The organism is Streptomyces sp. cf386 (genome assembly GCF_900103585.1).
Taxonomy (GTDB): domain Bacteria; phylum Actinomycetota; class Actinomycetes; order Streptomycetales; family Streptomycetaceae; genus Streptomyces.
Genome location: NZ_FNHV01000026.1, coordinates 11,737 through 27,886 on the forward strand (window position 1 = coordinate 11,737; position 16,150 = coordinate 27,886).

The following is a 16,150-nucleotide window of genomic DNA, read 5'->3' on the forward strand; positions in this document are numbered from 1 at the left end:
TCCTTGTCAGGGGTTGCGCTGGGCCCGGCGCAGGCCGTGGTACCAGGCCAGGACTCGCATCTCGGCGAGGCGGAAGAGCAGGGAGAGGGCGAACCCGAGCAGGCCGAGCAGCAGGACGCCGCTCCACATCTCGGGGATGGCGAAGGACCGCTGGAACTGCACGATGGTGAAGCCGAGCCCGTTGCTGGCGGCGAACATTTCGCTGATGACCATGAGGATGATCGCGATGGACAGGGCCTGGCGCATGCCGGTGACGATCTGCGGGCTGGCCGAGCGCAGCACCAGATGCCACAGGCGGGAGGGGCCGGTGATGCCGTAGGAGCGGCAGGTGTCGCTGAGCACCTCGTCGACGGCGCGGACGCCTTCGACGGTGTTGAGCAGGATCGGCCACATGCAGCCGCTGACGATGACGATCACCTTCATGGTGTCGCCGATGCCCGCGAACAGCATGATCACGGGCACGAGCACCGGAGGCGGGATGGCCCGGAAGAGTTCCAGGACCGGCTCCAGGACGTCGCGCACGCCGCGGTGCATGCCGACCACCAGGCCGAGCCCGACACCGACGGCGACGGCGAGGACATAGCCGACGAGCAGGCGGACGAGGCTGGGGACGACGTCCGAGGCCAGCCGTTCGCCGGTCCATACGTCCCCGAACCTGCCGAGGATGGTGGACAGCGGGGGGACGTAGAAGTCGGTGCTGCCCGCGGTGGCGAACCACCACACGGCGAACAGGACCGCGGGCAGGCCCAGGACCAGCCCGGTCCGCCGGGCCAGTGTGAGGACGGTGGTCACTGTGCCTCCCTGCGCATCGATTGGTGCCAGTGCAGTGCCCGCCGCTCGACCGCCCGCGCCACCAGGTTGACGGCGACTCCGAGGAGTCCGGTGACCAGGACCAGGGCGTAGACCCGGGGCACGGCGCCGGAGGTCTGGGCGACGGCGAGCTGGTTGCCGAGGCCGGGTGCGCCGATGACGAGTTCGGCGGTGATCGCAAGGACCAGTGCCACGGTCGCGGCCAGCCGCACACCGGTCATCACGTACGGCAGGGCGGTGGGCCACAGGACGTACCGCACCCGCCCCCACCTGCCCATCCGGTAACTGCGGGCGGTGTCCTCGGCGACCGGGTCGACGTCCTGGGTGCCGGCCAGTACCTGCACGAGGACCTGCCAGAAGGAGGCGTACACGACCAGCAGCAGCTTCGACTCCAGGTCGGTGCCGTACAGCAGCACCGCGACCGGGATGAGGGCTACCGACGGGATCGGCCGCAGGAACTCGATGGTGGAGGCGGTCACCGCCCGCAGCACCGGCACCGATCCGATCACCACGCCGGCCACCACTCCGGCCACCACGGCGATGACCAGGCCCAGGCCCCAGCCGGTGAGGGTGTCGCCGAGCGCGGTCCAGAACGCGCCTTCGCCGAGCATCTGCCACAGGGCCCGGCCCATCTCGGAGGCGGGCGGCAGGTAGTCGGCGGAGACGACACCGGTGTGCGGCAGTACTTCGAGCAGCACCACCAGTCCGGCCAGGCCCGCCAGTCCCCGCAGCGGGGTGCGCGCTGCGTCCAGAGCACGCCGGATGGGGCCGCCGCCCGGCCCGCCGGGACCGGCAGCGGTCCCGGCGGGCTTCGTCAGTACAGGGGTAGTCCCGGTCGCGCTCATGAGAACAGGGCGTCCAGGTCGGGCTTCTTGCCGCCGAAGATGCCGTCCTGCGCGCCGAGTTCGGCCAGCTTCTCCAAGGAGGCCATGTCGTACTCGGCCGGCCAGGTCGGCAGCGTCAGGCTCTTCAGCACCTCACCGTCGATCTTGGTGTAGGTAGTGATGACCTGGCGTGCCTCGCCGGGGTGTTCGGAGGCGTACTTCAGCGACTCGGTCACCGCCTCGGTGAACTTCTTCACCAGCTCGGGGTTCTCCTGGGCCAGTTTGGCGGAGGCGAAGTACGTCGCGATGGTGAGGTTCGGGTCGGTCTCGGCGAACGGCGACGCCACCACGCGGGCGCCCTGGCCCTTGGCGATGGTCAGCGCGGGCTCGCCCACCCATGCGGCGTCGACCTGACCTCCGTCCAGCGCGGCTGGCATCTGGTCGAACGGCATCTCGACGAACTTGACCTTCGACGGGTCGCCGCCGTCCTTGCGCACCACCTCACGGACCGTGGTGTCCCCGATGTTCTGCAAGGTGTTGACCGCCACCGTCTTGCCGACGAGGTCCTTGGCCGACTTGACGGCGCTGTCCTTCTTGACGGCCACTCCGCTGATGTCCTTGGCGGTGTCACCGGTGGAGGCGGTCCCGTTCACCACGGACTTGATCGGCACGCCCTTGGTCTGGGCGATCATCAGCGAGGTGACGTTGCTGAACCCGAACTGGAACTGACCGCTGACCACCCCGGGGATGATGGCGGCCCCGCCCTGGGCGGCCTCCATCTTCAGGTCGATCCCCCGACTGCTGAAGAACCCCTTCTCCTTCCCCAGATACAGCGGTGCCACATCGACGATCGGGATGATCCCGACCTTGACCTCGGTGGTCTTGCCACCGTCGGACGACGAGGCACCGGTCGCGGACGAAGAAGATCCGCATCCGGCCGCTCCCGCGACCGTCAGCACCGCTACGGCAAGCCCTAGAACGCGCCTTCGCATAGGGGCCCTCCTACAGGGGCAGTGAGTGTTCGCAATGCGCACTTAATTCCGTGTGCCGAACAAGGCAAGCGGAGGCTATTTCCCTGCCTGGTGCGCGTCAATAGGTGGCACCGGGGCACTTTCGCCGCCAGACCCTGCCACCTCTCCGCCACCACCTGGCACGCCCTCGGTCGGGGCACCGGGCAGGACTGCGACCAGGATGAGCCGCTGAGGACGACCGGGGCGTCGACGGCTCCGCCGACACCGCGACGGACCAGACCGGCCGGGCATGACCTGTGACGGCATCGCGGCGGACGCCTCACCGACCCCATTCCCGGCAGCACCACCGCCCCGCCCGTCAGGGCAGCGGCCGTCAGGAATCATCCTTCGCCGAGAGAAAGGCTGGAGAGGCCCATGGCACACGCTCCATGGCGTTTCAAGGGCGGGGAGATTGAGGCCGCGCGGCGGCCGGAGGGCCGGTTTCGCCATCGATAACGGCAAACGGCAAATACGGCGCCATCCGCCGACTCGCCCCCACGGTGGGCGCGACGCCGATCATCCCCGTCGATCCAGGTGCGCATCCGCGCATACGCTCTCCTCTTCGACGCCGACGGCGCGCTCGACCCGACCTCCGACGTCTTCGCGGCGACAGAGGCAGAGGCCGGAGAGCGGGCACCGAGGTCACGTTCGGCTTCGCAGGCATGACGGCGCCCCGCGCGCGGCCACGGCCGCCCCAGCGCCCGACGGGCTCCGGGCGTCGGCCGACGTCACACCGGAGCCGATCGCCGCCGACTGCACCACGGGCTTCACCCCCTGGTCAACGGCTTGCGCAGCCACCGCAGTTCCATGCCCGTGCACGCGGAGCAGCCCATTGGCGTGACGTCCGCCGGGCACAGGTGCCCGCCCTCTCAACCCGAACCCTCCGACCCCGGGGGCGGGGACCTTTCAGCCACACGAAAATCGGGCGGTGCTGGAGGTATTGACGCTTCCTATGGGGTCCCTATCATCCAAGATATCCGATAAGTCGACAGACGTTCGTGATGCCGAACAACCGCGACTTATGCGGCGTACGCACACCCCGCAGACCAGGCATGACGACACCCGCATCATCCGTACCGGCAAGGCTCTCCCCACACGCCACGGTTCCGGACGTCGAAGAGGGCACGTGGTGTTCGTGCGGCAAGCCCCGCCCGCCCGTTGGAGCCCCCATGCCCGCACTCGTGCACGGCTTACGCCGGCGCCCCTGCCGCACGGGCATGGTCTCCCTGCTCGGTCTGGCCATGTCGCTGCTCGCCTTTCCCACCCCGTTTTCCCACCCCGTCGTTCTCCGCCCCGTCCCCGCACGAACATCCGGCCGCGGCACAGCTGCCGAGCAGCTTCCGCTGGTCTTCGAGCGGCCCGCTGATCTCGCCCAAGCCCGACGCGGGCCACCCCGTCGTCGCCGTCAAGGATCCGACCGTCATCCAGGCGAACGGCAAGTGGCACGTCTTCATGACGACCCGCGAACACGGCGGGCGCCTGGAGCATGGCCTACACCAGTTTCACCGACTGGTCGCAGGCATCCTCCGCGCCGCTCACCTACTTGGACACCAATCCCGCCATCGGCACCCGGTACGCCGCCGCTCCCCAGGTCTTCTACTTCGCTCCGAAGGGCGTGTGGTACCTCGTGTACCAGACCGGCCCGCCCTCGTACTCCACGAGCACCGACCCCGGCAACCCTCGGAGCTGGTCGGCACCCAGGTCCTTCCAGTACGCCGCCCCGTCGGGCACGCTCGACTACTGGACCATCTGCGACAGCACCCTGTGCTACCTGTTCTCCGCGGACGACAACGGCCATGTGTACCGGTCGGAGACCAGCGCCGGCGAGTTCCCCGGCGGCTTCCGCAACACGCAACTCGTGCTCCAGGACTCCAAGTTCGCCCTGTTCGAGGGCGGCGCCGTCTACCGCGTCCAGGGCACCGACACGTATCTCCTGCTCTGGGAGGCCATCGGCAGCGACGGCAGGCGGTACTACCGCTCCTTCACCGCCCGGGGCCTCACCGGGCAGTGGCAGCCGCTGGCGGCGACCGAGGCGAACCCGTTCGCCCGTGCGAACAACGTGACCTTCCCGGCCGGCGCCTGGACGCGGGACATCAGCCATGGCGAACTCATCCGCACCGGCAACGACCAGACCATGACGATCGATCCGTGCCGTCTGCAGTTCCTCTACCAGGGCATGACCCCCCGGCCAGCGGTGACTACTCCCAACTCCCCTGGCGCCTCGGGCTGTTGACCCAGATGAACAGCACCTGCTGAGCCGTGCACCTCCCACATCCCGTACACCAGGAGAGCGATCACTGATATGTCATGGCTCGATCAAGAACGCACGCGCCGTCAGGCGCTGACGACGGCCTCCGGTCTGGCCGCGGGAGCCCTCCTGCCCGGCACCGCGGCCGCCCTGCCCGCATACGCGGCAGAACCAAGGGCCTCCTACACGAACCCGGTGCTCTGGCAGGACTTCGCGGACATCGATGTGATCCGCGTCGGCAACGTCTATTACTACTCGGCCTCGACGATGCACTACTCCCCAGGGGCGCCCATCCTCCGCTCGTACGACCTGGTCAACTGGGAGTTCGCCGGCCACTCGGTGCCGGTCCTGGACTTCGGGTCCAAGTACGACCTGAACGGCGCCCGCGGCTACGTCAGAGGGGTCTGGGCGTCGTCACTCGCGTACCGCCCGAGCAACAGGACGTTCTACTGGCTCGGCCAGATCGACTTCGCCAGGACGTACATCCACACGGCCACCGCCGTCGAGGGCCCCTGGACCAGACACGCGACGCTCAACACCGCCTATTACGACGCGGGCCTGCTCGTCGACACCGACGACACCCTGTACGTGGCGTACGGCAACACCACCATCCACGTGGCCCAGCTCTCCGCCGACGGCCGCACCCAGGTCCGCACGCTGCAGGTGTTCAGCACGCCGTCGAGCATCGGCACGCTGGAAGGCTCGCGCTTCTACAAGATCAACGGGAACTACTACATCCTCCTGACCCGCCCGGCCAACGGCCAGTACATCCTGAAGTCGACGAGCGGCCCCTTCGGCCCGTACACCCTCCGTCAGGTCCTGCTCGATCTGCGCGGACCGGTCTCCGGCGGCGGGGTCCCGCACCAGGGCGGGCTCGTGCAGACCCAGAACGGGGCCTGGTACTACCTGGCGTTCGTCGACGCCTACCCCGGCGGCCGGATTCCCGTGCTGGCGCCGATCACATGGACCTCGGACGGCTGGCCCGTCGTGCAGCTCGTCAACGGCGCCTGGGGCACGTCGTATCCCGGTCCGGTGGTCCCGACACCGCCCCGCCAGGTCACCCCGATGACCGGCATCGACACGTTCGACGGGACGACCCTCAAGCCGAAGTGGGAGTGGAACCACAATCCCGACAACAGCAAGTGGACCGTCGACAACGGCCTGACCCTGCGTACCGCGACCGTCACCAACGACCTGTACTGGGCCCGCAACACGCTCACCCACCGCATCCAGGGACCCACGTCCACCGCGACGATCCAGCTCGACTACGCGGCGATGCGCGACGGCGACCGAGCGGGGCTCGCGCTGCTGCGGGACTCGTCCGCATGGATCGGCATCAAGCGGGACGGCGGCGCGACGAGGGTCGTCATGGTCAACGGGCTGACCATGGACAGCAACTGGAACACCACCGGCACCGGTGCGGAGGTTGCCGGTGCCAACGTCTCCGGCGGCCGCATCTGGCTGCGCGCCAATGCCGACATCCGCCCCGGCGCACCCCGCCCGGGGACCTTCTTCTACAGCACCGACGGCACGAACTTCGTCCGCCTGGGGCCCGCTTTCACGATGGGCAACAACTGGCAGTTCTTCATGGGCTACCGGTTCGCGATCTTCAACTACGCCACACAAGCACTCGGTGGCTCGGTCCGTGTCGCACGGTTCGAGCTGTCGACGCCCTGAGCCGCCCCTCTGCACGGCACCATCCCCGCACCGCACCCGACCGTGCCAACCATCCAGCTTTTCAAGGAGAAGCATGGACCTCCTGAACCGACTCGGCCGACGCTGAGCCTCGACGCCGGGCCTGCTCACCGTCAACGTGCCGACGGCGCCCGAACCGCCGACCGGCTTCCGGACGACGCTGTCGGGCCTCGCCGCACTCGGCGTGGACGGACAGATCACCCCGGCGGAGTCTCTGATGAGAGCCATTAGTCGGTGAACAGCCTTGTCCGCCGCCTAAGGATGCTGCTCGGCACTAGGCACGGTCTTGGCCTGCTGGGGCGCAACTGTGCGGCGGCCTTCGGCCTGTTGGCAGGTGCGGCGCAGCTGGTTCTCGCCCTGCGGCCGGACATCTCCTTGCCCCGTTGGCAGACATTCCTCGGCTTCGTCGCTCTCGCCACTTCCATTGCAGTGCTGGCATCACTGCCACAGGAACGCATCAGCCGGGACTTCACACACCCCGATGTCACGGTCACGGTGGAAGTGGGTGATCTCTTCGACTACAGATGCCACCTCGTGATCGGCTTCAGCGATACGTTCGACACAGACACCCGTGACGAGTCACTCGTCGCGCGCCGCAGCGTTCAGGGGCAGTTCTTGCACCGGATATACGACGGCGATGTCACCGCACTTGACGTCCTCCTTGCCGATTCCCTCGGCGACCAGACGCCAGTGGTTACGGAGACACGTGCCACGAAGCGGATCGGGAAGCTGCATAGGTACCCCGTGGGAACGGTCGCCGTGGTACCCAGCAACGGACGCAGCTTCTTCTGCACCGCGTACGGACGTATGAACAACGACTTGGTCGTGAGTTGCGGCACCGAACAGCTATGGAGGAGCCTAGACCAACTCTGGTCGGCGATCCGGCGCCACGGCCATCTGGAGGCGGTCGCCATGCCCATCGTCGGATCGGACCTTGCTCGTATCAACAACATGGACCGCGCGAGCCTGCTGAAAATGATCTTACTGTCGTTCGTGGCGCAATCACGGGCGCAGCGAGTGTGTGGATCACTGACCATCGTGGTCCGCCCGCAGGACTACTTCTCTATCGACATGATAGAACTCGGCGTCTTCCTGCGGTCGCTGTGACGTGCAGGGCGCAAGACGGGTTGTGTGGCCGAGAGCATGGTCAAAGAGAGACCCGGAGCTACAAGCTGCCGGTCTACTGACTTCGGCGCTTCGAGGTGGTTGGTTGGTTTGTACGGCTGCCTGACGGTCAATTGCGCAGTACGTCGTTGGTATGCGCTACGCGGATGAGGGCGGGCTGGCGAGGGCCGTCGGGTCGCGAGGAGGTGCGGCTGGAGGCCGCCGGGTTGCTCGCCGAAGGGGGGTCACCCCGCCAGGTGCGGGTCAGCGCGAAGTCTGCCTACCAGTGGCAGCAGGCTTGGCGGAAGGCGGGGCCGAGGCGTTGGCTCCCGAGGCACGGACGGGCATTGCCACAAGCTGTCGCCGCAGTGTCGGGAGAAGCTGGCCGGCTACCTGAAGGTCGTCGTGTGGGGCCCCAACGGCATGCGGGGCTATCTCGGTCGCCCGGAACAAACAGCCAAAGTCCTCGTCGACGGCTGGCTGCACACCGGCGACGTGGGCCGGCTCGACACCGACGGATACCTGACCCTGGTCGGACGCTCGAAAGACATGATCATCCATGGCGGGGAGAACATCTACCCCAAGGAGATCGAGGACGTCCTCGTCGGTGACCCATCGGTGCTCGAGGCCGCCGTGATCGGCGTCCCCGACGAGAAATGGGGAGAAGTCGTCGTCGCCTACGTCCAGCCCCGACCTCGCCAGACCGTCGATCCGACGGCACTGCAGGAGCTCTGCGCGCGACCGCGTCCTTCGTGGTGGATGCCATCGCGAAGAACGCGGTCGGCAAGATAGACAAGGTCTCACTGCGCGGTCCTGACCTCCATGGATGGCGCTGTGGGCTGTCTCCGGTGGCGGCCCAGCTCCTGCCAGGGGCCGAGTCCAGTTCCGGGGCTCCCCGGAACTTCGCGAGCTTCGCCACGCGCCCGGCCTGCCGGGGACATCCGCGGAGTCGCTCGCAAGGGTGGCTCAGACCCTTGGCGGGTTGGGCGGCGACGGTGAGGGCCGTCGCCGCCCAACCAGATCGGTGCGCTCGCTCCCAGGTCGGAGACCGTCGAGGAACCTCAGCAACGACCGGTGGAAACCGAGTCGGAGGCCAGGAGGAAGCCGAGGAGCTCCCCGTTGACCGCCTCAGGCAGCTCTTGCCGCAGCGGGTGCCGACAGTCGGTCAGGATCACCGATCCTCGCAGTTCATGGACCTGCTCCGCGATCCGGGTGATCGCCTACTGGCCAGATCGTCGTCACATCCCAGTCGCACGCGGCGAAGGGAACCGCTCAAGAACAAGAGCTGCCAGGAGGTTCCGCCATCGAACTCGACGCCCTGCCGCTGACCACCCGGCCATCACCGACACCTCAGGTCAAGATCAAGTGCCGGAGCATGCACAGGCCGCCGCCCAGGCTTCAGCTCCATGTTGTACCAGGTGACAGCGGCTGTCCGATCGGCCCCAGATGGCGAAGTTCAACGCAGCATAGTCAGCACCAAGTCAGCACGGGAGAGGTTGAGACGGGTGATGACGTGCGCTTTTAGTCAGCACCGAACCAGCACGGGAGTCAGCACGCCAGCGTCAAATCATCCCAAATGACGCAACAAGGACACTGCCCGTTCTGCCATCGATCAAGCCCTCGGGACGGCCGTCGAAGCACCGGCATAGGGGCAACACGCACACCCCGCCCGCGAACTATGTAGTGCCACCACATGTGCCCGTGACCTGCAAATTCCTACCGTGTGCGAACACGTACCCGTCCCCACCGCACACGAGGAAGTGGCGAACATGGCCTCCGCAACAACCGCTCCCCCACCACCCGGGAATCTCAAGCGCATCGTCGCCGCCAGCCTCATAGGCACCACCATCGAGTGGTACGACTTCTTCCTCTACGGCTCCGCCGCCGCCCTCGTCTTCAACAAGCTGTTCTTCCCGGACTCCGACCCGCTCGTCGGCACCCTCCTCTCCTTCCTCACCTACGCCGTCGGATTCGCGGCCCGGCCGCTGGGCGCGCTCGTCTTCGGGCACTACGGTGACCGGCTCGGCCGTAAGAAGCTGCTGGTGCTGAGCCTGTTGCTGATGGGTGGGGCGACCTTCGCGATCGGGCTGCTGCCGACGCACGCGACCATCGGGACCGCCGCGCCCGTGCTGCTGACCGTGCTGCGGCTGGTGCAGGGCTTCGCGCTCGGCGGTGAATGGGGCGGTGCCGTGTTGCTCGTGTCCGAGCACGGGGACGCCCGACGACGCGGCTTCTGGGCGTCGTGGCCGCAGACCGGCGCGCCCGCGGGGCAGCTACTGGCGACTGGTGTGCTGTCCCTGCTGACGGCCGTGCTGTCGGACAGCGCCTTCGGCACATGGGGCTGGCGGATCCCGTTCCTGCTCTCCGGTGTACTTGTGATCGTCGGCTTGTGGATTCGTCTCTCTGTCGATGAATCGCCCGTCTTCCGCCAGGCGTTGGCGCAGGCCGCGTCCCGCAAGGCGGCGCACACGGCAGACGCCGAGCGGCTGCCGCTGGTCTCCGTGCTCCGGCACCACTGGCGTGATGTCCTGGTGGCGATGGGCGCCCGCATGGCGGAGAACATCAGCTACTACGTCATCACCGCGTTCATCCTCGTCTACGCCACCACATCGGCCGGCGTCTCCAAGCAGACCGCCCTCAACTCCGTACTGATCGCCTCCGCCGTGCACTTCGCCGTCATTCCGGCGTGGGGCGCGCTGTCGGACCGCGTCGGCCGCCGTCCCGTCTATCTGCTGGGCGCAGTCGGCATCGGGCTGTGGATGTTCCCGTTCTTCTGGCTCATCGACACCGGCGGCTTCGGCAACCTGATCCTCGCCGTGACCGTGGGCCTCGTGCTGCACGGTGCCATGTACGCACCCCAGGCTGCCTTCTTCTCCGAGATGTTCGCGACCCGGATGCGCTACTCCGGTGCCTCGATCGGCGCCCAGTTCGCCTCCGTCGCGGCCGGCGCCCCCGCACCGCTCGTCGCCACCGCGCTGCTGTCCGACTACGGCAGCTCCACCCCGATCGCGCTGTACGTCATCGCCGCGGCAGTCCTGACGGTGATCGCGGTGGGCGTCGCCAAGGAGACCCGCTACCGGGATCTGGCCGACATCGAGCCCTCCACCGACGCGCAGCCCGTGACGGCTCGAGCGACGGACGCGACGGACGCCCACACCGTCTGACCCCGGCTGTCACGGTCGAGCCCTCGAACCGGCCCCCGTACGCCCGTGCGTGCGGGGGTCAGCGCTGTGCCTGTGTCGACAACCGGTGAAGTCTCAGGGCCAGTTGGATCTCCAGGGCGCGGGCGGGGCTCTGCCAGTCGTCGCCGAGGAGGCGACCGACGCGCTCCAGGCGCTGGGCGACGGTGTTCACATGGACATGCAGTTCGTCCTTGGTGCGAGCCGGGCTCATCCCGCAGGCGAAGTACGCGTCGAGGGTGCGCAGCAGATCGGTGCCGCGCCGTTCGTCGTAGGTGACGACCTGTCCGATCGTACGGCCGACAAAGCCCGCGATGTCCCGGTCACCCGCCAGCAGCAGTCCCAGGAACCCGAAGTCCTCGGCGGCGGATCCGTCTCCGGAGCGGCCGAGCAGACGTAGGGCGTCGAGGCAGCGCCGGCCTTCGTCGTAGGCGGCGGCCACGGCGTCGGGATGGGCGGCCAGGTCCTCGACCGGGGCGGAGGCACCGACGGTCACCGCCTCGTGGACGGCGGTGCCGAGGTGCCGGGCGGTGCGGCGGGCCAGGCGTGTCGCCGTGTCGCCGGCTTCGAGAGGCAGGAGCAGCACCGTGCCGCCGTCGCGGGCGGCGGCCAGGCCGTGCCGGGTTGCCGCGAGGTGGGATGCGGCGGACCACAGGCGTCTGCGGGCGGCAGCCTCCTGGTCGGCGTCTGCCGGGGCGGCGTCGAGGCGGGCGGCGAGGACGACATGGGTGGCGTCGAGATCGGCGTCCAGCCGTGACGCGCGCTCACGCAGCAGACGTGGATCGCGGTCGCGGGCGTCGAGCAGGTCGTCCAACAGCTCACCCCGCACGCGTTGTTCGGCCTCGGCGGCGGACCGGCGGGCGAGGAGCAGAAGCGACGTGACCATCGCGGCCCGCTCCAGTGTGCGCTGGTCGACGGGGTCGAGGCCGGGGTGGCCGCGCAACACCAGCGCGCCGAGCAGTTCGCCGCCTGCGGCCACCGCGGCGATCCAGTCGTCGGCGTGCCGTACGGCGTGGCCTTCCACACGTGAGACCTCCAGAGCCCGGGGCGGTGCGGTGGTCGCGTCCGCGAACTCGACCGTGCCGTCGAGGACTTCGGAGACCGCGGCGGCCACATCGTGCACCCCGCCGCCGCGCAGCACGAGCTCGGCGAGCCGGTCGTGCACGTCCGAGGCTCGCTCGATGACCCCGCTGCGGTCCCGGATGATCTCGTTGGCCCGCTCCAGGTCGGCGAGGGCCGAGCGGGTCTCGGTGAGCAGGTTCGCCGTGTCGATGGCGGCCGCGGCGAGCGCGGCGAAGGAACCCAGCAGCGCGATCTGCTCCCGCTCGAAAACGCGGGCGCGCCGGTCCGCCGCGAAGAGGACTCCGATCACATGGTGTCCCAGCATCAGGGGCACCCCGAGGATGGCGACCAGCCCCTCGTCGCGCACGCCGGCGTCGATGGTGAGGGTGTGCTGGAACCGGTCGTCCTTGAAGTAGTCGTCGGTGACATAGGGACGGGCGGTCTGCGCGACGAGCCCGCCCAGGCCCTCGCCCATGCCGAGCCGCAGCTGCTGGAACCGGGCGGCGACCGAGCCCTCGGTCACCCGCATATAGGTGTCACCCCTGGCCGGGTCGTTCAGGCTGAGATAGGCGACATCCGTGCCGAGCAGCGATCGGGCGCGCTGCACGATCGCCTGCAGTACGGCGTCCAGGTCCCGCAGGCCCGCCAGGTCGTGTGCCGTCTCGAAGAGGGCCGACAACTCGGCCTCCCGCCTGCGCCGCCCTTCCAACTCGGAGCGCACCCGCAGCGCGAGCAGCTTGGCCTGTTCGAGGACGACGATCCGCTCGGCCGGTCTGCCCTCGGCGCGGGCGAGCAGCACCGGCTGCTCGTAGGCGTCGGGGGACGCGCCCCGGGCAAGCAGCTCGAGGAACGGTGCCTCGGCGCTGCCGGAGGACGCTCCGGCGGGAACGGAACGCTCGGCGGACTGCACGTGATCGCGGGACATGCCCACAGGATTGCTCATCCCACCGTCACCCCGTCAGCCCTGTGGATAACCCGAAAGTCGGCCGGACATTCGTGAGCCGGCACTCAGTGAGCGGTCCAGCCACCGTCGAGAACCAGCGACGTGCCGGTCACGAAGGACGCCTGCGGACTGCACAGGTACGCCACCGCCTCGGCGACCTCCCCGGGTTCGATGAGCCGCTTGACCGCACTGTCCTGCAGCAGCACCTCGGACAGCACCTGCTCCTCGGGGATGCCGTGCGCGCGGGCCTGATCTGCGAGCTGCTTCTCGACCAGTGGGGTGCGCACATAGGCGGGGTTCACACAGTTCGAGGTGACGCCATGGGGTGCGCCCTCCAGGGCGGCGGTCTTGGAGAGTCCCTCCAGGCCATGTTTGGCCGCCACATAGGCCGACTTGAAGGCCGAGGCGCGCAGCCCATGGACCGAGGACACATTGACGATCCGGCCCCAGCCCTGCCCGTACATATGGGGCAGGGCGCCACGGATGAGCCGGAACGGCGCTTCCAGCATCACGGTGAGCACCGTGTGGAAGACATCGGGCGGGAACTCCTCGATGGGGCGCACCAGTTGCAACCCGGCGTTGTTGACGAGGATGTCGGTACCGGCAGCCGCGAGTTCGGCGGCGTCCAGGTCGGTGAGGTCCAGGACGTGCGGCTCGACCGCCCCCGCGAGGGTCCGCGCCCCCTCGGCCAGCGATTCCAGGCCCGCGCCGTCCCGGTCGACCGCTCTCACCTTGGCCCCGGCGGCAGCTAGCCGCAGGGCACAGGCACGGCCGATGCCACCGGCGGCGCCGGTGACGAGGGCGGTGCGGCCGCCGAGGTCGAGCGAGGAGGGCCTGGCGGAGCCTGGGGCCGGGAGAGCGCTGGGCGGGGTCATGGCTCGACCCTAGGCAGCACCCTCGTCGGCCCACATATGGTCACGCCCCACACTTCAGTCCGAAGTCATGGGCTCGAACCACGTCGGTTCATCGGACAGTGCCTGCTTGATCCGGAACAGCTGACGTTCGTCCATGACGGGCAGCGCGTCCACGTCGTACCACCCGACTTGCAGGGATTCGTCGTCGTTCACACGTGCCTCGCCGCCGACGGCCCGGCAGCGGAAGGTGATGTCCATGAACTGGCACATGTCGCCGTTGGGATAGGTGACCTCGTTCCCTGACCTGACGAGGGCGACCCGCTCGACGACGCACCGGACGCCCGTCTCCTCGTACACCTCCCGCACGGCGCAGGCGGCGGGCTGCTCGCCGGGGTCCGGGATACCGTTGACCACCGTCCACTTGCGGTTGTCCGCGCGCTGCCCCAGCAGGACCCGTCCCTCGTCGTCGAAGACGACGGCGCTAACTCCTGGCAGCCACAGCAGCTGGTGACCGGCGGAGGCTCGGATCGTATGGATGAAGTCGGGAGTAGCCATGGCTCCGACCCTAACGGGCTGGTGGCGGTGCCCCCGGCGAGTTCCGGGGGCGTGCGACCGGCGTTCGGCTACACCTCGTCGGCGCGTCGCCCGCGCACGCCCGCACCGATCGCCCAGCCGAGTCCGCCGGCGGCGACCAGCAGCAGGGCGATCTCCGGCAGGATGCCGAGCCGTGTAGCGGGTGTCTCGGTGGAGCGCAGCGGCACCTTCTGGACCAGCGAGTCGGCGACGAACATGCCCGTCTTCTGGGTGATCCTGCCGTCCGGCATGATGATCGCGCTGACGCCGCTGGTCACCGGAACGGTGACGGTCCTGCTGTGCTCGACGGCGCGGACGCGGGACATGGCGAGCTGCTGGTAGGTCATCTCGCTGCGGTCGAAGGTTGCGTTGTTGCTGGGCACCGAGATCATCTGCGCGCCGTCGGTGACCTCGGAGCGCACGGCCCAGTCGAAGGCGGCCTCGTAGCAGGTGACGAGGCCGACCTTGGCGCCGTCCATGGTGAACACACCCGGCTCGCTGCCCCGGCTGAAGTCCTTGCGGACCATCGAGGTCCAGTTCTCGTTGATGGCGCCGACGAGCGAGCGCAGCGGGAGGTACTCGCCGAAAGGCTGGATCTGGCGCTTGTCGTACGTGTCGATCGGGCCCTTGACCGGGTCCCACAGGATCTGTTCGTTGAGCAGTTTGCCGTCCCGCTCCACGACGCCGCCGACGGAGATGGGCGCACCGATCGCCTTGGTCGCAGCGTCGATGACGGCGCGGGCGTCGGGGTTGGCGAAGGGGTCGATGTCGGAGGAGTTCTCGGGCCAGAGCACGAAGTCGGGCCGGGCGACCTTGCCCGCCTTGACCTCGGCGGCCAGCCGCTCGGTCTCACGCGCATGGTAGTCCAGTACGGCGCGCCGCTGGGCGTTGAAGTCCAGCCCCGCGCGCGGGACGTTGCCCTGGATGACCGCGACGGTCGCGGTGCCGTCCTCGGCCTTGTCGCTGACCAGCGGCCGTGCGGCGACGGCGCCCACGACCGGTACAGCCACGCTCAGCAGGGCCACGGCTGCGGCGGACCGTTGTACGGCCCGGGTGCGCCGCCTGTCCAAGAGGAGGCGTACGGCTTCGTAGAGACCGAAACCGCAGAGCGCGACCGCGAAGCCGAGCACGGGAGTGCCGCCCACCGCGGCGAGCGGCAGGAAGACGCCGTCGGCCTGTCCGAACGCGATCTTCCCCCAGGGAAAGCCGTTGAAGGGCGCACGCGCGCGTGCCGCTTCTCCGGCGATCCACAGTGCCGCCGCCCACACCGGCCAGCCCGGGAGTTTCGACACCGCGGCGACGCCGGCGCCCACCAGCGCGACGAAGATCGCCTCGATCACGACCAGCGCGATCCAGGGGCCGGGCCCGACCTCGACTCCGGTCCACACCAGCAGCGGCAGCAGGAAGCCGAGGCCGAAGAGATAACCGAGGCCGAGGCCCGCCTTCCAGCTACGGCCGTGCAGCGCCCAGCCGAAGACGGCGAAGGCCGGCAGGGCCAGCCACCACAGGGTGCGCGGCGGGAAGCTGACGTAGAGCAGCACTCCGGAGAGCGCGGCGGCGAGGGCCGGAACCAGGCGCATGAGCCGTGCCGCGCGCGAGGCGGGCGCTGTCTGCGGCTGCAGCTGGTCCGACTCGCCCACGGAAGTTGCGGTGACGGTCACTCCGGGAGTGTACGGCGGCTGACCTCGGCACCGACAGCGCGGTCCGGCGGCAGTGACCTTGACGCACTCTCCCAGGAGGCGCCACCCGTGGACCCGGGTGCCCCGGCCCCTGCGCACTCACGTGACGCATCGTTTCTGCACGACACGTCCACAAACCGGCCATAAGCCGTTACGGTATGCCGGAGCC

12 protein-coding genes are annotated in these 16,150 nt (G+C 68.9%); 5 read left to right on the forward strand and 7 right to left on the reverse strand.

Annotated elements, in window-relative coordinates; all coding sequences use genetic code 11:
* Positions 1 to 6 precede the first annotated feature (6 nt).
* Genes BLU79_RS41320 through BLU79_RS41330 form a run of 3 tightly spaced genes read right to left on the reverse strand, consistent with a single transcriptional unit; the run spans position 7 to position 2,626 of the window.
* Complete coding sequence (locus BLU79_RS41320; protein ID WP_093911194.1) at positions 7 to 792, reverse strand: ABC transporter permease; 786 nt, start codon at positions 790 to 792, stop codon at positions 7 to 9.
* Entirely contained in the window at positions 789 to 1,655 is an 867-nt protein-coding gene (locus tag BLU79_RS41325) for an ABC transporter permease (RefSeq protein WP_256333650.1), read from the reverse strand. The genes BLU79_RS41320 and BLU79_RS41325 overlap by 4 nt, the downstream gene beginning before the upstream one ends.
* Positions 1,652 to 2,626 (reverse strand): ABC transporter substrate-binding protein, encoded by a 975-nt coding sequence (locus BLU79_RS41330; RefSeq protein WP_093911195.1) that lies wholly within the window; start codon positions 2,624 to 2,626, stop codon positions 1,652 to 1,654. Before BLU79_RS41330 ends, BLU79_RS41325 begins: the two co-directional genes overlap by 4 nt.
* Positions 2,627 to 4,130: 1,504 nt before the next feature.
* Between BLU79_RS41330 and BLU79_RS41335 the strand changes: the two genes are divergently transcribed.
* The 5 genes from BLU79_RS41335 to BLU79_RS41355 all read left to right on the forward strand — a co-directional run bounded on the left by BLU79_RS41335 (position 4,131) and on the right by BLU79_RS41355 (position 10,855).
* On the forward strand, positions 4,131 to 4,877 hold the full coding sequence (locus BLU79_RS41335; RefSeq protein ID WP_256333651.1) for a non-reducing end alpha-L-arabinofuranosidase family hydrolase: 747 nt from the start codon (positions 4,131 to 4,133) through the stop codon (positions 4,875 to 4,877).
* A 69-nt stretch (positions 4,878 to 4,946) separates the two neighbouring features.
* A complete protein-coding gene (locus tag BLU79_RS41340) occupies positions 4,947 to 6,569 on the forward strand; it encodes a glycoside hydrolase family 43 protein (protein ID WP_093911196.1) in 1,623 nt (540 codons plus the stop codon).
* 252 nt (positions 6,570 to 6,821) lie between these two features.
* Entirely contained in the window at positions 6,822 to 7,694 is an 873-nt protein-coding gene (locus BLU79_RS41345; RefSeq protein WP_093911197.1) for a macro domain-containing protein, read from the forward strand.
* A 420-nt stretch (positions 7,695 to 8,114) separates the two neighbouring features.
* Positions 8,115 to 8,483 carry a class I adenylate-forming enzyme family protein gene (locus BLU79_RS41350; RefSeq protein WP_256333652.1) on the forward strand — a complete coding sequence of 123 codons (369 nt, stop codon included), beginning with the start codon at positions 8,115 to 8,117 and terminating at the stop codon, positions 8,481 to 8,483.
* Positions 8,484 to 9,460: 977 nt separating this feature from the next.
* The gene (locus BLU79_RS41355) at positions 9,461 to 10,855 is read left to right on the forward strand and encodes an MFS transporter (RefSeq protein ID WP_093911198.1); all 1,395 of its coding nucleotides are present in this window, start codon (positions 9,461 to 9,463) and stop codon (positions 10,853 to 10,855) included.
* A gap of 58 nt (positions 10,856 to 10,913) precedes the next feature.
* Here the strand turns inward: BLU79_RS41355 and BLU79_RS41360 are convergent, their stop codons facing one another.
* The 4 genes from BLU79_RS41360 to lnt form a co-directional block, all read right to left on the reverse strand.
* Positions 10,914 to 12,857 (reverse strand): helix-turn-helix domain-containing protein, encoded by a 1,944-nt coding sequence (locus BLU79_RS41360; RefSeq protein WP_093911265.1) that lies wholly within the window; start codon positions 12,855 to 12,857, stop codon positions 10,914 to 10,916.
* Between the two features lie 83 nt (positions 12,858 to 12,940).
* Positions 12,941 to 13,750, reverse strand: coding sequence for a 3-hydroxybutyrate dehydrogenase (locus tag BLU79_RS41365; RefSeq protein WP_093911199.1), 810 nt, complete (start codon positions 13,748 to 13,750; stop codon positions 12,941 to 12,943).
* Between the two features lie 54 nt (positions 13,751 to 13,804).
* The gene (locus BLU79_RS41370; RefSeq protein WP_093911200.1) at positions 13,805 to 14,284 is read right to left on the reverse strand and encodes an NUDIX hydrolase; all 480 of its coding nucleotides are present in this window, start codon (positions 14,282 to 14,284) and stop codon (positions 13,805 to 13,807) included.
* Between the two features lie 68 nt (positions 14,285 to 14,352).
* Entirely contained in the window at positions 14,353 to 15,963 is a 1,611-nt protein-coding gene (lnt, locus tag BLU79_RS41375; RefSeq protein ID WP_093911201.1) for an apolipoprotein N-acyltransferase, read from the reverse strand.
* Positions 15,964 to 16,150: the final 187 nt, after the last annotated feature.

Bases quoted from the DNA above. Each gene is read 5' to 3' on its own strand.
- BLU79_RS41325 (WP_256333650.1), bottom strand. From the start codon at position 1,655: ATGAGCGCGACCGGGACTACCCCTGTACTGACGAAGCCCGCCGGGACC.
- BLU79_RS41330 (WP_093911195.1), bottom strand. From the start codon at position 2,626: ATGCGAAGGCGCGTTCTAGGGCTTGCCGTAGCGGTGCTGACGGTCGCG.
- BLU79_RS41335 (WP_256333651.1), top strand. From the start codon at position 4,131: ATGGCCTACACCAGTTTCACCGACTGGTCGCAGGCATCCTCCGCGCCG.
- BLU79_RS41340 (WP_093911196.1), top strand. From the start codon at position 4,947: ATGTCATGGCTCGATCAAGAACGCACGCGCCGTCAGGCGCTGACGACG.
- BLU79_RS41350 (WP_256333652.1), top strand. From the start codon at position 8,115: ATGCGGGGCTATCTCGGTCGCCCGGAACAAACAGCCAAAGTCCTCGTC.
- BLU79_RS41355 (WP_093911198.1), top strand. From the start codon at position 9,461: ATGGCCTCCGCAACAACCGCTCCCCCACCACCCGGGAATCTCAAGCGC.
- BLU79_RS41360 (WP_093911265.1), bottom strand. From the start codon at position 12,857: ATGTCCCGCGATCACGTGCAGTCCGCCGAGCGTTCCGTTCCCGCCGGA.
- BLU79_RS41365 (WP_093911199.1), bottom strand. From the start codon at position 13,750: ATGACCCCGCCCAGCGCTCTCCCGGCCCCAGGCTCCGCCAGGCCCTCC.
- BLU79_RS41370 (WP_093911200.1), bottom strand. From the start codon at position 14,284: ATGGCTACTCCCGACTTCATCCATACGATCCGAGCCTCCGCCGGTCAC.